Below are 16504 nucleotides of genomic sequence, written 5' to 3' on the forward strand. Positions count from 1 at the left end.
GGAAGGCTAATCAGGCCGCAACGGCGTCCTTGTTGAGAACGATCGCCGGCGGCGGCGGGGTGCCGGCCGAGGTGGTCAGCACTTCGTAGCCGGTTTCCGTCACCAGGATCATGTGTTCCCACTGGGCCGACAGGCTGCGGTCCTTGGTCTTGATGGTCCAGCCATCCGGCATTTCGCGGATTTCGCGGCGGCCGGCATTGATCATCGGCTCGATCGTGAAGATCATGCCCGCCTTCAGCTCCTCGCCTGTGCCGGGGCGGCCGTAGTGCAGCACTTGCGGCTCTTCGTGGAAGACCTTGCCGATGCCGTGGCCGCAGAATTCGCGCACCACGCTGTAGCCGTTCTTTTCGGCATGCTGCTGGATCACATGGCCGATGTCGCCCAGGTGGGCGCCCGCCTTGACCTTGCTGATGCCCAGCCACATGCATTCATAGGTGACTTCGGCCAGGCGGCGCGCCTGGATCGAGGGTTCGCCCAGCAGAAACATGCGGGAATTGTCCCCGTGGAAGCCATCCTTGGTGATCACGGTGACGTCGATGTTGACCGAATCGCCGTTTTTCAGGACCTTGTCGCCGGGGATGCCATGACAGATCACGTCGTTGACCGAGGTGCAGACCGCCTTCGGGAAGGGCGGGTAGCCCGGCGGCGCGTAGTTCAGCGGGGCCGGCACGGTGCCTTGCACTTGCACCATGTATTCGTGGCACAGGCGATCGAGTTCGCCGGTGGTGACGCCCGGCTTGACGAAGGGGGTGATGTAGTCGAGCACTTCGGCGCCGAGGCGGCCTGCGATGCGCATGCCTTCGATCTCTTCCGGGGTCTTGATGGAGATGGACATAGTCTTTGTATGGTGCGATTGGATATCTGTCCATTATATGTGATCGCGCGAACCACGTATGAACTTGAAATTGGAGCCAAATCCCGCTAGAATCTCGGGTTGCTCGTGTTCGTATCGAGCAATGTTGTAAAAATCGTCTTTTTATTGAATCGCGAATGCGGCCGACAAGGGTGCCTGGAATCAGGTGTACTGGCCGTTATTCAAGACCCAACCCTGGAGAATATTATGTCCGTTACTATGCGCGAAATGCTGGAAGCCGGTGTTCACTTCGGCCACCAGACCCGTTTCTGGAACCCGAAAATGGCACCGTTCATCTTCGGTCATCGCAACAAGATCCACATCATCAACCTGGAAAAAACCATGGCGATGTACCAGGATGCGATGAAGACCATCAAGCAGATCGCTGCCAACCGCGGCACCATCCTGCTGGTCGGCACCAAGCGCCAGGCCCGCGACATCATCGCCGCTGAAGCCCAGCGCGCTGGTGTGCCTTACGTCGACCAGCGCTGGCTGGGCGGCATGCTGACCAACTTCAAGACCATCAAGACCTCGATCAAGCGCCTGAAGGACATGGAAGCCATGATCGAAGCCGGTGACGTCGAGAAGATGTCGAAGAAAGAAGCGCTGATGTTCTCGCGCGAAATGGAAAAGCTGCAGAAGTCGATCGGCGGCATCAAGGACCTGGGCGGCGTGCCGGACGCGATCTTCGTCGTCGACGTCGGCTACCACAAGGGCGCCATCACCGAAGCCGCCAAGCTGGGCATCCCGGTCATCGGCGTGGTCGACACCAACCACTCGCCGGAAGGCGTTACCCACGTGATCCCGGGTAACGACGACTCGTCGAAGGCCATCACCCTGTACGCACGCGGCGTCGCCGATGCGATCCTGGAAGGCCGTGCCAACGCCACCAACGAAGTCGTTGAGGCGGCCAAGGCTGGCGACGACTTCGTCGAAGTTTCCGAGCAAGCATAATTGATGGCGGACTCCGGTCCGCAGTAGTCCAGAAAGGGGCGCCGAGCCTAAGATCGAGCGCCCCTTTTTGCAAGCAGATTCAGCAAGAACAAAACTTTCTAGGAGAAATAACATGGCAGCGATTACTGCAGCGATGGTCGGCGAACTCCGTGCCAAGACCGATGCCCCGATGATGGAATGCAAGAAGGCCCTGAACGAGGCCGAAGGCGACATGGCTCGTGCGGAAGAGATCCTGCGCGTCAAGCTGGGCGGCAAGGCTTCGAAAGCTGCCTCGCGTATCACCGCCGAAGGCGTGGTGACGGCTTATGTTGCCGGCAACATCGGCGCGCTGGTCGAAATCAACAGCGAAACCGACTTCGTCGCCAAGAACGACGAATTCATGGCCATGGCCAACCTGGCAGCCAAGCTGGTCGCCGAGAACAACCCGGCCGACGTCGCCGCCCTGGCAGCCCTGCCGGTCGACGGCAAGACCTTCGACGACGTGCGTACGGCACTGATCGGTAAAATCGGCGAGAATATGACCGTTCGCCGCTTCCAGCGTTTCGAAACCACCGGCAAGCTGGCTTCCTACCTGCACGGCAACCGTATCGGCGTGATCGTTGACTTCGAAGGCGCCGACGAGCAAGTCGGTAAGGATGTCGCCATGCACATCGCCGCAATGAAGCCGGTCGCCCTGTCGTCCGAGCAAGTGCCGGCCGAAATGATCGAGAAAGAGCGTTCGGTCGCCCAGCTGAAGGCCAAGGAAGACGCAGAAAAAGCCGTCGCCGAAGGCAAGCAGCCGCAGTCGGAAGAAATCGTTGCCAAGCGCATCGATGGTTCCGTGCAGAAGTACCTGAAGGAAGTGTCGCTGTTCAACCAGGCTTTCGTGAAGAACGACAAGCAGAGCATCGAGCAGATGCTGAAGGCGAACAACGCCAGCGTCAAGGCATTCACCATGTACGTGGTGGGTGAGGGCATCGAGAAGAAGGTCGATGACTTCGCAGCCGAAGTCGCTGCCCAGATGGCCGCAGCAAAGCAGTAATCAGCAGTAAATGAAGACGGGCCGAAAGGCCCGTTTTTGTAGGGTGGGCTCCCTGAGCCCACGCGTGACCTACGCACCGCAGTACCGCATTCGATTCATTACAATTTAGGAGCCCATTCATGACCAAACCCGCCTACCAACGAGTCCTCCTCAAACTGTCTGGCGAAGCACTGATGGGCGACGACCAGTTCGGCATCAACCGCGCCACCATCGAGCGCATGGTTGCCGATGTGGCGGAGGTGCAGAAGCTGGGCGTGGAACTGGCCGTGGTGATTGGCGGCGGCAACATCTTCCGTGGCGTGGCGCCGGGCGCCCAGGGCATGGATCGTGCAACCGCCGACTACATGGGCATGCTGGCCACCGTGATGAACGCGCTGGCCCTGGCCGACGCCATGCGCCAGCAGGGCATCACCGCGCGCGTGATGTCGGCGATCGGCATCGAGCAGGTGGTCGAGCCCTACGTGCGCCCGAAAGCCCTGCAGTACCTGGAAGAAGGCAAGGTGGTCGTGTTCGCCGCCGGCACCGGCAACCCCTTCTTCACCACCGACACCGCGGCCGCGCTGCGCGGCTCCGAAATCTCGGCCGAAATTGTTTTGAAGGCAACCAAGGTCGATGGCGTATATACTGCCGATCCGAAGAAGGATCCGCACGCTACCCGCTACGAGTCGATTTCCTTCGACGAGGCGATCTCGAAGCACCTGCAGGTGATGGACGCCACCGCGTTCGCCCTGTGCCGCGACCAGAAGCTGCCGATCAAGGTGTTCTCGATCGTCAAGCCGGGCGCGCTCAAGCGCGTGATCATGGGCGAAGACGAGGGTACACTGGTACACGTTTAACATTCAATACTTAGCAAAACACAGGAGAGCAGCATGTCCGTCGCTGACGTGAAGAAAAACGCCCAGGACAAGATGGCCAAGTCCATCGAGACCCTGAAGGCCGACCTGGCCAAGGTCCGCACCGGCCGCGCCCACACCGGCATCCTCGACCACGTGATGGTGGATTACTATGGTTCGCCCACCGCGCTGCCGATGGTTGCCAACCTGACGCTGATCGACGCCCGCACCATCGGTGTTCAGCCTTACGAAAAGAAGATGCTGAACACCATCGAAAAGGCGATCCGCGATTCCGACCTCGGTCTGAATCCGTCGACCTTCGGTGAAATGGTCCGCGTGCCGACCCCGGCCCTGACCGAGGAGCGCCGCAAGGAAATGGTCAAGCTGGCCAAGTCGGAAGCCGAAGATGCCAAGATCGCCGTGCGCAATGTGCGCCGCGATGCCAACGAACAGCTGAAGAAGCTGATCAAGGACAAGGCCATCTCCGAGGACGACGAGCGCCGCGCGCAAGACGAAATCCAGAAAATGACCGACAAGTCGGTCGTCGACATCGATAAACTCGTCGCCGAGAAAGAAAAAGAAATCATGACGGTGTAAGCTGCGGGGGCAGGGCGCCTTTGCGCCTGCTGCCGCAACCTGTCCGCCGGCCCGGCCTGTCCGTGCCGGCGCCTTGTTTTTACCGCCGATTCCGGCCTGATTTATGATTTTCAAAAGTTCGACCACCGCAGTTCCCGACGCGCCGGCGGTGCCGCGCCATATCGCCATCATCATGGACGGCAATGGCCGCTGGGCGACCAAGCGCCTGCTGCCGCGCGTGGCCGGTCACGTCAAGGGCGTGGATGCCGTGCGCAAGATCGTCGAGGCCTGCGTCGAGCGCGGCGTCGAGTACCTGACGCTGTTCGCCTTTTCCTCGGAAAACTGGCGCCGTCCCGCCGAAGAGGTGTCCTACCTCATGGGCCTGTTCGTCACCGCGCTCGAGCGCGAAGTGGCGAAGATGCATGCCAATAACATCCGCCTGAAGGTGGTGGGCGACCTGTCGCGCTTCGATCCGAAGCTGCAGGACATGATCGCCAACGCCGAACGCAAGACCGCCAACAATAGCCGCCTGACCGTCACCGTCTGCGCCAACTACGGCGGCCGCTGGGACATCATGCAGGCCACGAGCAAGATGGTGGCCGCGAATCCGGGCGTGCTCGAGTACACCGAAGAAATGCTGGCGCCGCACCTGGCGATGGCCTATGCGCCGGAACCGGACCTGTTCATCCGCACCGGCGGCGAAGAGCGCATCTCCAACTTCCTGCTGTGGCAGCTGGCCTATTCGGAGCTGTACTTCACCGACGCCTTCTGGCCGGACTTTTCGCCGGAATCGCTCGATACGGCGATCGCGTCCTACCAGAGCCGGGAGCGCCGCTTCGGCCGCACCGGCGAGCAGCTGGCAACCAAGGCTAAATAATCGATGCTGAAAACCCGGGTCATCACCGCGCTCGTCCTGCTGGCAATCCTGTTGCCGGTCCTGTACTTCAACAATTTCACGGCGTTCGCGGTGGTGGCCACGGTGTTTTTCGGCGCCGCAGTGTGGGAATGCGTGCGCCTGTTCAATCCGGGCACCGCCAACGGCCACATCATCGCCCTGGTCTGGACCGCGGTGTTCGCCGTCTCGATGTTCACCGGCCATACGAATGCCGCGTTCTGGTCGGCGCTCAGCCTGGCGCTGTGGATCGCGCGCTTCACGCCTTCGCTCAAGACCGGCCTGCCGCCGCTGGGCAGCCCCTCCAACACCCTGCTGAGCCTGGTTTACGGCTTTGCCATCTTCGGCTGCTTCGTCGCCATCGTGGTGCTGTTCTCGCACTCGCCGCTGTTCCTGCTGTCGGTGATGGCGATCGTCTGGGTGGCCGACATCGGCGCCTACTTCTCGGGCAAAGCCTTCGGCAAGCGCAAGCTGGCGCCCTCGATCTCGCCGGGTAAATCCTGGGAAGGCGCGATCGGCGGCGGCATCGCCGTGCTGGTCCTGGCCTCGCTGTCGGTGGCCTATGGCGGCGACGCCTTCGCCGACACCTTCGCCGCGCGCGTGGCGCACGGCCTCGGCTGGCCGGCGCTGCTGGCCATCCTGGTCCTGATGGTTGCCGCCAGCGTGGTCGGCGACCTGTTCGAGTCCCAGCTCAAGCGCCGCGCCGGCATGAAGGACAGCAGCAACCTGCTGCCCGGCCACGGCGGCGTGCTCGACCGGATCGACGCCCTGATCCCTGTATTGCCGCTAGCAGCCCTGATCGGCTCCAGGCTTTAAAAGGTCCCACAATGCAACGCGTTACCATCCTGGGCGCCACCGGCTCGATCGGCGCCTCGACCCTCGACGTGCTCGCGCGTCATCCCGAACAATATGAAGTGTTTGCGCTGAGCGCCCACGGCCGCGTCGACGAGCTGGCGGCCCAGTGCCGCCGTTTCCGCCCGGCCCGCGCCGTGGTCGGCTCGCCCGACGCCGCCGCGCGCCTCGCCAGCATGATCGCCGACCTGCCGACCGAAGTCTCGTGGGGCGAGCAGGCCCTGTGCGAGATCGCCGCCAGCCGTGACACCGACACCGTGATGGCCGCCATCGTCGGCGCCGCCGGCCTGGCGCCGACCCTGGCCGCCGCGCGCGCTGGCAAGAAGGTCCTGCTGGCGAACAAGGAAGCGCTGGTGATGTCCGGCCAGCTGTTCATGGACGCCGTGCGCGAGCACAAGGCGACCCTGCTGCCCATCGACAGCGAGCACAATGCGATCTTCCAGTCGCTGCCCGCCCACTATTCGCGCCAGCCCGAGGCCGCCGGTGTGTCCAGGATCCTGCTGACCGCCTCCGGCGGCCCCTTCCTCAAGCGCGAGGTCGAGACGCTGGAGCAGGTGACCCCGGAAGAAGCCTGCAAGCACCCGAACTGGTCGATGGGGCGCAAGATCTCGGTCGATTCCGCCACCATGATGAACAAGGGCCTGGAAGTGATCGAGGCCCACTGGCTGTTTGGCGCCCCGGCCGATCTGATCGAGGTGGTGATCCACCCGCAGAGCGTGATCCACTCGATGGTGTCCTACGTGGACGGCTCGGTGCTGGCCCAGCTCGGCAACCCCGACATGCGCACCCCGATCGCCCATGCGCTGGCCTTCCCGGAGCGGATCGCGTCCGGCGTCGCCCAGCTCGACCTGACCGCCATGGCGGCGCTCGAATTCCATGCGCCGGATTTCCGCCGCTTCCCTTGCCTGGCGCTGGCCTTCGAGGCCCTGCGCGCGGGCGGCACCGCCCCAAGCCTGCTGAACGCGGCCAACGAGGTGGCGGTGCAAGCCTTCCTCGACCGCCGCATCGGCTTCCGCGACATCGACCGCGTGGTGCAGCGCGTGATGAACGAGGTGCCGTACGGCGCGGCCTCCAGCATCGAGGCGGTGCTGGACCAGGATGCCGTGGCGCGCATCGCCGCCGGCCGCATCGTCGACGGCCTGGCCCGGACCTGACGCCATGAGCTTCACCCACATCCTGTTCGGCTTCCTGCTGGGCCTGGGGCCGCTGATCATCATCCACGAACTGGGGCACTACTTCGTCGCGCGCTGGTGCGGCGTGAAGGTGCGCCGCTTCTCGATCGGCATGGGCCGCGTTATCTGGTCGCGCCGTGTCGGCCCGGACCAGACCGAGTGGGCGCTGTCGATGCTGCCGATCGGCGGCTACGTCAAGCTGGTCGACAAGCGCGACCCCAGTTCCGCCCCCGTGGACGCCAGCGAAGAGGCGCGCGAATTCACCGGCCAGAACGTGTGGAAGCGCATCGCCATCATCGCCGCCGGCCCGGCCGTCAACTTCGCACTGGCGATCCTGCTGATGGCGGGCCTGTTCATGGCCGGCAAGGAGGAGCCGGGCACGCGCCTGCGCGCGATGCCGGCGCAATCGGCGGTCTACGTGGCCGGCGTGCGCGGCGGCGATTCCGTCACTGCCGTCAACGGCCGCCAGGTACAGGCCTGGAGCGAGCTGCGCTGGGAAGTCGTGCGCGCCGCCCTCGACAAGCATGACGCCGAACTCACCCTGCATGGCCAGGCGGGCGGCAGCTACCGCGCCGTGATCCCGGCCGCGACCCTGGCGCGCTTCGACCCCGACGGCCAGGCCGACATCATGGAGCAGCTGGGCATGCAGATGTGGCGTCCGCCGGCGGTGGCCAACAAGGTGCTCCCGGACGGGGCGGCCGCGCGCGCCGGCCTGCGCCAGGGCGACGTCATCACCGCGATCGACGGCAAGCCGGTGATCGACGGCGTCGACGTGATCCTTGCGGTCCGCAAGGCGCCCGGCCGCAGCCTGCAGCTCGACCTGCTGCGCGCTGGCCAGCCGCTGCACCTGGCGCTGACGCCGGACCGCGAACCGACCCACGGCCAGGGCGTGATCAAGCTGGAACTGGCGCAGATGCCCGAGCTGGTGACGGTGAAGGCCGGCCCGCTGGACGCGCTGGTGAAGGGCGCCGCGCGCGCCTGGGACGGCAGCGTCACGACCCTCAAGATGATCGGCCGCATGCTGACCGGCGAAGTCTCGCTGAAGAACGTCTCGGGCCCGCTGACCATCGCCGGGGTGGCCGGACAGGCCGCCGATGCGGGCTTTTCGACCTATATCGAGATACTTGCCTTCATCAGCCTGAGCCTGGGTGTAATGAATCTGTTACCAATTCCCGTTCTGGATGGCGGCCAATTGCTGTATTATTCGCTGGAAGTTTTGACCGGGCGCCCCCTGCCAGCGCGGATAGGAGAGATCGCGCAGCTCGCCGGGTTTGGCCTGATGCTCATGCTGATGGCGCTCGCCGTCTTCAACGACCTGGTGCGGCTGTTCTGATACCGGGCGCAGAATACGTACGTTGTCCAAATGACTGACCCATTGATCTAGCCAATGAAATTACACTCCGATCGTCCTGTTCTGCCACGTTTCGCCATGCCTTCCCGTCACAGCCTGATCGGCGCAGCAGTGCTGGCGCTTTGCGCCGGCCATGCCTCCGCCAACGCTCCCTTCGTCGTGAAGGACATCCGGGTCGAAGGCATCCAGCGTACCGAGGCAGGCACGGTCTTCAGCTACCTGCCGGTGCGCGTCGGCGAGACCTTCGACGACGACAAGGGCACGGCTGCGATCAAGGCCCTGTACGCGACCGGCTTCTTCAAGGACGTGCGCCTGGAAGAAGAGAACGGCGTGCTGGTCGTGCTGGTCGAGGAACGTCCGGCGATTTCGAGCGTGGACTTCACCGGCACCAAGGAATTCGAGAAGGACATGCTGGTCAAGGCGCTGAAGGAAATCGGCGTCGGCGAAACCAAGATCTTCGACAAGGCGTCGGTCGACCGCGCCGAGCAGGAACTGAAGCGCCAGTACCTTTCGCACGGCCTGTACGGCGTGAAGATCACCACCACCGTCACCCCGATCGAGCGTAACCGCGTGACGATCATGTTCAACGTGGACGAGGGCGACGTCGCTAAGATCAAGGGCATCAACATCGTCGGCAACAAAGCCTTCAGCGACAAGCAGCTGCGCGAACTGCTGCAGCTGAACACCTCCGGCTGGTTCACCTGGTACTCGAAGGCCGACCAGTACTCCAAGCAGAAGCTGACCGGCGACCTGGAATCCATCAAGTCCTGGTACGCCAACCACGGCTATCTGGAAGCGAACGTCGAATCGACCCAGGTCGCGATCACCCCGGACAAGAAGGAAATCTACCTGACCATCAACATCACCGAGGGCGAGAAGTACACCGTCACCGGCGTCAAGATGGAAGGCGAGACCTTCGGCCGCGAGGAAGAACTGAAGCAGCTGATCCTGCTGCGCGCCGGCCAGACCTATTCGGGCGAGCTGCTGGAAGCCTCGAACAAGCGCATCTCCGACCGCCTGGCGAGCTTCGGCTATGCCTTCGCCAACGTCAATGCGAATCCGGAAATCGACCAGGCCAGGCACGAAGTCAAGTTCACCTTCATCGTCGACCCGGGCAAGCGCGCCTATGTGCGCCACATGACCATCTCGGGCAACACGATCACCCGCGACGAAGTGATCCGCCGCGAATTCCGCCAGTTCGAAAGCTCGTGGTACGACCCGACCCGCGTGAAGATCTCGCGCGACCGCGTCGACCGTCTCGGTTACTTCAAGGACGTGACCGTGGAGACCCCGGAGTCCCAGGGCACCACCGACCAGGTCGACGTCAACATCGCCGTGGTCGAAAGGCCGACCGGTAACTTCATGATCGGCGGCGCGTTCTCGCAGGCCGAGAAGTTCACCTTCACGGCGTCGGTCACGCAGGCCAACTTTGCCGGCAGCGGCAACACGGTCGGCATCGAGCTGAATACCAGTAAATACAACCGCACGATCTCGTTCGCCCAGACCAATCCGTACTTCACGGACGAAGGCGTGTCGCGCGCCTTCCAGCTCTACCTGCGCACCTCGCGTCCGCCGGCGCTGAACATCGGCTCGTACACCGTGCGCCAGATGGGCGGCAACCTGACCTTCGGCGTGCCGTTCTCGGACATCGACACCGTCTACTTCGGCGCCGGCCTGGAACGCACCAAGCTGGAGACCGACGAGAGCTCGCCGACCCCGTACCAGGAGTTCGTGCGCCAGAACTCGAAGGACCCGCTGGCGAAACTCACCGGCGTCGGCAGCGCGAGCACCAACGCGATCCCGTTCACCGTGGCCTGGGGCCGCGATTCGCGCGACAGCGCAGTCACCCCGACCCGCGGCCGCTACCAGCGCGCCAACCTGGAAATCGACCTGCTGGGCGATTCGAAGTACTACCGTGCGATCTACGAACATCAGTGGTACCGTCCGGTCACGCGCTGGATGACGCTGGCGCTGAAGGGCGAGCTGGACATCGGCGGCGGCCTGCAGGGCCGTGACTACCCGGTCTTCAAGAACTTCTACGGCGGCGGTATCGGCTCGGTGCGCGGCTACGAGAGCTCGTCGCTGGGCCTGGTGGACTACCGTACCCTGGACGCCCTGGGCGGCGCGCGCCGCGTGATCGGCAACGCCGAGCTGCAGTTCCCGTTCCCGGGCAGCGGCAGCGACCGTTCGCTGCGCTGGTTCACCTTCGCCGACACCGGCCAGGTGTTCCAGGAAGGCCAGCGCTTCCGCGTCGACCAGCTGCGCTACTCGGCGGGTATCGGCCTGTCGTGGATTTCGCCGGTGGGCCCGCTCAAGTTGAGTTATGCTAAGCCCTTGAACGCCAAGCCGGGCGACCGCCTGGAACGCTTCCAGTTCCAGATGGGTACCGGCTTCTGATCAGGAGAACCATGTTGAACAAGACGATTTCGTCGTTGCCGCGTAATTTGCTGCTGGCTGCCCTGTGCGCCGGCGCGCTGGCGCCGGTTTGCGCCCAGGCGCAAGTCGGCACCGGCCGCATCGGTTTCGTGTACACCGAGCGCCTGATGACCGAATCGAAGCTGGCGCGTATGGCTGACGAGAAAATCCAGAACGAGTTCTCGAAGCGCCAGAAGCAGGTCGACGACATGGTCAAGCGCTACAAGAGCGCACGCGAGAAATTCGACGACGATGCGCCGAAGCTGAACGATATCGACCGCACCCGCCGCACCCGTGAGCTGCTCGACATGGAAAAGGACGTACAGCGCATGCAGCGCGAGTTCAACGAAGACCTCTTCCAGCGCAAGAACGAAGAGCGCGGGGCGATCGCCCAGCGGGCATCGAAGCTGATCGAGCAGGTGGCCGAGCAGGAACACCTCGACGTGGTGCTGCAGGAATCGGTCTGGACCAGCCCGCGCATCGACATCACCGACAAGATCCTCAAGCTGCTCGATAAATAAGCGGCAAGACACGTTACGAACGCCGGCCGGACGGATGCGCCCGGCCGGCGTATCATTATTCAGTTTTTACTTTTTAGACGGAACGACCAGATGGGCACTCGACTGGGTGAATTGGTCGAACGCTTCGGTGGCCAGCTCGTGGGCGACCCGGACCTCGAGGTCCAGGGCATCGCACCGCTCGACAGCGCCGACGCTTCGCACATCAGCTTTCTCAGCAATAGCAAACTGCGCGCGCTGGCTGCGCAGAGCAGGGCGGCGGCACTGATCGTCGCCCCGCTCGACGACGCCACCGTCGCCGCCACCTACGAAGGCGCGCGCATCGTCACCACCAACCCCTACGCCTACTTCGCCCGCGCCGCCCAGTACTTCGTGGCGCTGGAAGAAACCGCGCCGCCGGCCGGCGTGCACCCGAGCGCAGTGGTCCACGAAAGCGCGCAGATCGACCCCAGCGCCCATATCGGGCCGCAGGTGACCGTCGAAGCGGGCGCCGTGGTCAAAGCCGGCGCCGTGATCGGGGCCGGCTGCTTCGTCGGCCGCGAGGCCGAGATCGGCGAAGATACCCAGCTGTTCGCCAACGTGAGCTTCCACGCGCGCTGCAAGATCGGCAAGCGTGGCATCCTGCACTCGGGCGCGGTGATCGGCACCGACGGCTTCGGCTTCGCGCGGGAAAATGGCGTCTATATCAAGATTCCCCAGACCGGGCGCGTGATCCTGGGCGACGACGTCGATGTCGGCGCCAACACGACCATCGACCGCGGCGCGCTGGCCGACACCATCATCGAGGATGGGGTCAAGCTCGACAACCAGATCCAGATCGGCCACAACTGCCATATCGGCGCCAACACGGCCATGGCCGGCTGCGTGGGCGTGGCGGGCAGCGCCAAAATCGGCAAGAATTGCACCTTCGGCGGCGCCGCCATGGTGCTCGGCCACCTGGAAATCGCGGACAATGTCCATATTTCCTCGGGCAGCATGGTCTCGCGCTCGGTGCTCGAGCCGGGCCAGTACACCGGCTTCTACCCGCTGGCCAAGAACGCCGAGTGGGAAAAGAGCGCGGCCATCGTGCGCAACCTGTCCTCGATGCGCGAGAAGATCCGCGCGCTGGAAAAACAGATCAAATCTTTGACGGACCAAGCAGAAGAAAAATGACGACTGAAACCAAGACCGAATCCAAGACCCTCAACATCACCCAGATCAAGGAATACCTGCCGCACCGCTATCCGCTGCTGCTGGTCGACCGCGTGGTCGATTTCGAACTGGGCAAGACCATCACCGCGATCAAGAACGTCACGGTGAACGAGGAGTTCTTCAACGGCCACTTTCCGCACCAGCCTGTGATGCCGGGCGTGCTGATGGTCGAGGCGCTGGCCCAGACCGCGGCGATCCTCTCCTTCATGACCATGGGCGTGAAGCCGGACGAGAATTCGGTGGTCTACTTCGTTGGCATCGACAATTGCCGCTTCAAGCGTCCGGTCGGTCCTGGCGACCAGCTCAAGATGGACGTCGAGATCCTGCGCAGCTCGCGCGGCATCTGGAAGTACAAGGCGGAAGCCAGCGTCGACGGCAAGGTGGCCGTGGAAGCTGAACTGATGTGCACCATCCGTTCGAACGAAACGGCGGGAGCGCCGGCAGCGGGGCAGTAATGAGCACCCGGATTCACCCGACCGCGATCGTCGATCCCAAGGCCGAGCTGGACAGCTCGGTCGAGGTCGGCCCGTATTCGATCGTCGGCCCGAACGTGCGCATCGACGCCGGCACCGTGGTCGGCCCGCACGTGGTCATCGAAGGCCACACCACGATCGGCAAGGACAACAAGATCTTCCAGTTCGCCTCGCTGGGCGCGGCGCCGCAGGACAAGAAGTGGGCCGGCGAGCCGACCCGCCTCGAAGTCGGCAACGGCAACACGATCCGCGAGTTCGTCACCTTCAACCTGGGCACCGCCCAGGATGCCGGCGTGACCCGCCTGGGCGACGATAATTGGATCTCGGCCTACGTCCACCTGGCCCACGACTGCCAGGTTGGCAGCCACACGATCTTCTCGAACAACGCGCAGCTGGCCGGCCACGTGGTGGTGGGCGACTGGGCGATCCTGTCGGGCTACTGCGGCGTGCACCAGTTCTGCAAGATCGGCGCGCATGCCTTCATCGGCATGTACACCAGCCTGACCCAGGACGTGCCGCCCTACGTGCTCGTCTCCGGCAACCCGGCCGAGGCACATGGCGTCAACATCGAAGGCCTGAAGCGCCGCGGCTTCACGCGCGAGCAGATCAACGCCATCCGCGCCGCCTACAAGGACATCTACCGTTCCGGCATGACGCTGGAAGAGGCCAAGGCCAAGCTGGCGGCGGATGCGGCGCAGGCCGGCGATGCCGCCCCGCAGATCCAGGCCATGCTGGACTTCCTCGGCACGACCACCCGTGGCATCGTCCGCTGAGAGGGCGGGCGGCACCGAGCTCGCGCTGGTAGCAGGCGAGCTGTCCGGCGACATGCTGGCCGCGCGCCTGATGGCGGGGCTCAAGCCGCAGCTGCCCAATGTCCGCTTTACCGGCATCGGCGGTCCGCGCATGCTGGAGCAGGGTTTGACATCCGACGTGCCGATGGACACCCTGACCGTGCGCGGCCTGCTGCCGGTGCTGCTGCGCTACCGCGAGCTGAAGGGCATCCAGAACCGCCTGCGCGACCGCTTGATCGCCGAGCGGCCGGCCGCATTCATCGGCGCCGACTACCCCGGCTTCAACCTGGGCCTGGAAGAGCAACTGCGCGCGGCCGGCATCCCGACCGTGCACTTCGTCGGTCCGCAGATCTGGGCCTGGCGCGGCGGCCGCATCAAGAAGATCCAGCGCGCGGTATCGCACATGCTGCTGATCTTCCCCTTCGAAGAAGAGATCTACCGGAAGGCCGGCGTGCCGGCGACCTATATCGGCCATCCGCTGGCCGAACAGATTCCGCTGCAGCCCGACGTGGCAGCCGCAAGGCGCCAGCTCGGCATCCCGGAGCATGCGAAAGTCGTGACCGTCATGCCGGGCAGCCGCATGGCCGAGATCAAGTACCTGACCGAGCCCTTCGCCGGCGCCGTCAGGCTGCTGGCCCGGCGCGACCCGTCGCTGCGTTTCATCGCGCCGATGGCGGGCGAGCGCCAGAAAGCGTCTTTCATGGCGCTGCTGGCGAGGGCCGGCTTGCAGGATGTCCCGCTGGAGCTCGTCGACGGCCAGTCGCATGCATGCATCGCGGCGGCGGATGCGGTGCTGGCGGCCTCGGGGACGGCAACGCTGGAAGTCGCGCTGTTCAAGAAGCCGATGGTCATCGCCTACAAGGTGGTGCAGGCCGAGTGGCTGCTCATCCGGAACATGGGCTACCTGCCGTGGATCGGCCTGCCGAACATCCTGGCGCGCGAATTCGTGGTGCCGGAATTCCTGCAGCACGCGGCGACGCCGCAGGCCCTGGCCGACGCCGTCTGGTTCCAGTTGACGGACGAAGCGAATCGCGCGAAGCTGCAGCAGCGCTTCCTGGACATGCACCACAGCCTGCTGCGCAACAGCGCCGAAGAGAGCAGCCGGGCCGTGCTTGAGGTAATTGGTAAGAACAAATGAGCAAGAAGAAGTTCGATTTCTATCCGGGCCTGCCCACCAGGGGCCGCCCGTTCACCGCCGTCGACATCGTTTGTGGTGTGGATGAAGCCGGGCGCGGCCCGCTGGCCGGGCCGGTGTACGCCGCCGCCGTCATCCTCGACCCGAAACGGCCGATCGAGGGCCTGCGCGACTCCAAGAAGCTGACCGAGGCACGCCGCGACGAGCTGGCGCCGATCATCCGCGAGCAGGCGCTGGCCTGGGCCATCGCCGAGTGCTCGCACCACGAGATCGACACCCTGAACATCCTGCAGGCGACCATGCTGGCGATGCGCCGCGCGGTCGAGCAGCTGGCCACTATCCCGACCATCGCCCTGATCGACGGCAACCGCTGCCCGCAGCTGCCGGAAGCGATCCGCGCCCATGCCGTGGTGGAGGGTGACGACAAGGTGCACGCCATTTCGGCAGCCTCGATCCTGGCCAAGACCGCGCGCGATGCCGCCCTGGTGGCCCTGCATGAGGCCTATCCGCAGTACGCCTTCGACCAGCACAAGGGCTACTCGACCGCGCTGCACCTGGAGCGCCTGCGCCTGCACGGGCCTTGCCCGGTGCACCGCCGCTCCTTCGCGCCGGTGCGTGCGCTTCTAAAGCCCGACCTTTGCGAGCCGGACCTGTTCTCGGCCTTCGAGGGCGCGCCCGCATGAAGACCGTCAGCTCGCGCGACAACCCGTTTTATAAAGAACTGAAAGCCCTGGCCACCAGCTCGCAGGCGCGCCGCAAGGCCGGCCGCTCGCTGCTGGACGGCGTGCACCTGTGCCAGTCCTGGCTGGACCTGAAAGGCTTGCCGGCCCACTGCGTGGTGTCCGAGGATGCCCTCGCCAACCCGGAAGTGGCGGCCATCGTCGGCCGCGTTGAAGCGGGCCGCGGCCATGTAACGGCGCTGCCGGACGCGCTGTTCGGCGCCATCAGCCAGGTCGAACATGGCGTCAACCTGGTGTTCGTGGTCGATACGCCGTCGCCGCTGGCGCCCCGCGCGCTGACAGAATCCGCGGTGCTGCTGGATGGCGTGCAGGACCCGGGCAACGTCGGCTCCATCCTGCGCAGCGCCGGCGCGGCCGGCATCAAGCAGGTCTGGTGCAGCCCCGGCACCGCCTTCTGCTGGTCGCCCAAGGTGCTGCGCGCGGCCATGGGCGCGCACTTCGTGCTGGAGATTTTCGAGAACGTGGACCTGCCTGCGGTCGTGCGCGCCGCACAGGTGCCGGTGCTGGCCACCAGCGGCTACGCGGCCGAATCCCTGTACGAGGTCGAGCTGTCCAGGCCGGTGGCCTGGGTGCTGGGCCATGAAGGGCAGGGTGTGTCGGACGAGCTGCTGAACCTGGCCAGCCGGCGCGTGGCCGTGCCGCACGCCGGACAGGTCGAGTCGCTGAACGTGGCGGCCTGCGCCGCCGTGTGCTTTTTCGAGCAATTACGGCAGGCCCGGCACCGCCAGCCATAGACG

17 protein-coding genes are annotated in these 16504 nt (G+C 64.6%); 16 read left to right on the forward strand and 1 reads right to left on the reverse strand.

The genetic code is table 11. The features are described from left to right. Window positions 1-10: 10 nt before the first annotated feature. On the reverse strand, window positions 11-859 hold the full coding sequence (gene map, locus AC07PE_RS09965) for a type I methionyl aminopeptidase (protein ID WP_498764756.1): 849 nt from the start codon (window positions 857-859) through the stop codon (window positions 11-13). A gap of 201 nt (window positions 860-1060) precedes the next feature. Here map and rpsB point away from each other — a divergent pair, with 201 nt between their 5' ends. From rpsB to AC07PE_RS10045, 16 genes are all read left to right on the forward strand, one after another. Further along, window positions 1061-1807, forward strand: coding sequence for a 30S ribosomal protein S2 (gene rpsB, locus AC07PE_RS09970; protein WP_498763724.1), 747 nt, complete (start codon window positions 1061-1063; stop codon window positions 1805-1807). A 112-nt stretch (window positions 1808-1919) separates the two neighbouring features. After that, window positions 1920-2828 (forward strand): translation elongation factor Ts, encoded by a 909-nt coding sequence (gene tsf / locus AC07PE_RS09975; protein ID WP_498763726.1) that lies wholly within the window; start codon window positions 1920-1922, stop codon window positions 2826-2828. 119 nt (window positions 2829-2947) lie between these two features. Next, a complete protein-coding gene (gene pyrH, locus AC07PE_RS09980; RefSeq protein WP_230020738.1) occupies window positions 2948-3664 on the forward strand; it encodes a UMP kinase in 717 nt (238 codons plus the stop codon). Between the two features lie 33 nt (window positions 3665-3697). Beyond that, complete coding sequence (frr, locus tag AC07PE_RS09985) at window positions 3698-4258, forward strand: ribosome recycling factor (protein WP_498763728.1); 561 nt, start codon at window positions 3698-3700, stop codon at window positions 4256-4258. A gap of 103 nt (window positions 4259-4361) precedes the next feature. Continuing rightward, window positions 4362-5114, forward strand: coding sequence for a polyprenyl diphosphate synthase (gene uppS, locus AC07PE_RS09990; RefSeq protein WP_498763730.1), 753 nt, complete (start codon window positions 4362-4364; stop codon window positions 5112-5114). Window positions 5115-5117: 3 nt separating this feature from the next. Beyond that, window positions 5118-5945: a phosphatidate cytidylyltransferase gene (locus tag AC07PE_RS09995; protein WP_498763732.1), complete on the forward strand. Its 828-nt coding sequence runs from the start codon at window positions 5118-5120 to the stop codon at window positions 5943-5945. 11 nt (window positions 5946-5956) lie between these two features. Beyond that, window positions 5957-7135, forward strand: coding sequence for a 1-deoxy-D-xylulose-5-phosphate reductoisomerase (gene ispC, locus AC07PE_RS10000; RefSeq protein ID WP_498763735.1), 1179 nt, complete (start codon window positions 5957-5959; stop codon window positions 7133-7135). A 4-nt stretch (window positions 7136-7139) separates the two neighbouring features. Next, window positions 7140-8486, forward strand: coding sequence for an RIP metalloprotease RseP (rseP, locus tag AC07PE_RS10005; protein ID WP_498763737.1), 1347 nt, complete (start codon window positions 7140-7142; stop codon window positions 8484-8486). 54 nt (window positions 8487-8540) lie between these two features. Next, window positions 8541-10901 carry an outer membrane protein assembly factor BamA gene (gene bamA / locus AC07PE_RS10010; protein ID WP_498763739.1) on the forward strand — a complete coding sequence of 787 codons (2361 nt, stop codon included), beginning with the start codon at window positions 8541-8543 and terminating at the stop codon, window positions 10899-10901. 11 nt (window positions 10902-10912) lie between these two features. Next, complete coding sequence (locus tag AC07PE_RS10015) at window positions 10913-11440, forward strand: OmpH/Skp family outer membrane protein (RefSeq protein ID WP_498763741.1); 528 nt, start codon at window positions 10913-10915, stop codon at window positions 11438-11440. 90 nt (window positions 11441-11530) lie between these two features. Next, entirely contained in the window at window positions 11531-12589 is a 1059-nt protein-coding gene (gene lpxD, locus AC07PE_RS10020; protein ID WP_498763743.1) for a UDP-3-O-(3-hydroxymyristoyl)glucosamine N-acyltransferase, read from the forward strand. Next, window positions 12586-13083, forward strand: a complete 498-nt coding sequence (gene fabZ, locus AC07PE_RS10025) for a 3-hydroxyacyl-ACP dehydratase FabZ (RefSeq protein WP_498763745.1) — start codon at window positions 12586-12588, stop codon at window positions 13081-13083. The genes lpxD and fabZ overlap by 4 nt, the downstream gene beginning before the upstream one ends. Further along, the gene (lpxA, locus tag AC07PE_RS10030; protein ID WP_498763747.1) at window positions 13083-13874 is read left to right on the forward strand and encodes an acyl-ACP--UDP-N-acetylglucosamine O-acyltransferase; all 792 of its coding nucleotides are present in this window, start codon (window positions 13083-13085) and stop codon (window positions 13872-13874) included. Before fabZ ends, lpxA begins: the two co-directional genes overlap by 1 nt. Then, window positions 13858-15030, forward strand: a complete 1173-nt coding sequence (gene lpxB / locus AC07PE_RS10035) for a lipid-A-disaccharide synthase (protein ID WP_498763749.1) — start codon at window positions 13858-13860, stop codon at window positions 15028-15030. The genes lpxA and lpxB overlap by 17 nt, the downstream gene beginning before the upstream one ends. Then, window positions 15027-15710 carry a ribonuclease HII gene (gene rnhB, locus AC07PE_RS10040; protein ID WP_498763751.1) on the forward strand — a complete coding sequence of 228 codons (684 nt, stop codon included), beginning with the start codon at window positions 15027-15029 and terminating at the stop codon, window positions 15708-15710. Before lpxB ends, rnhB begins: the two co-directional genes overlap by 4 nt. Continuing rightward, complete coding sequence (locus AC07PE_RS10045) at window positions 15707-16501, forward strand: TrmH family RNA methyltransferase (protein WP_498763753.1); 795 nt, start codon at window positions 15707-15709, stop codon at window positions 16499-16501. The genes rnhB and AC07PE_RS10045 overlap by 4 nt, the downstream gene beginning before the upstream one ends. The last annotated feature ends 3 nt before the right edge of the window (window positions 16502-16504 follow it).

Source organism: Telluria sp. GW821-FHT07G12 (assembly GCF_059418525.1).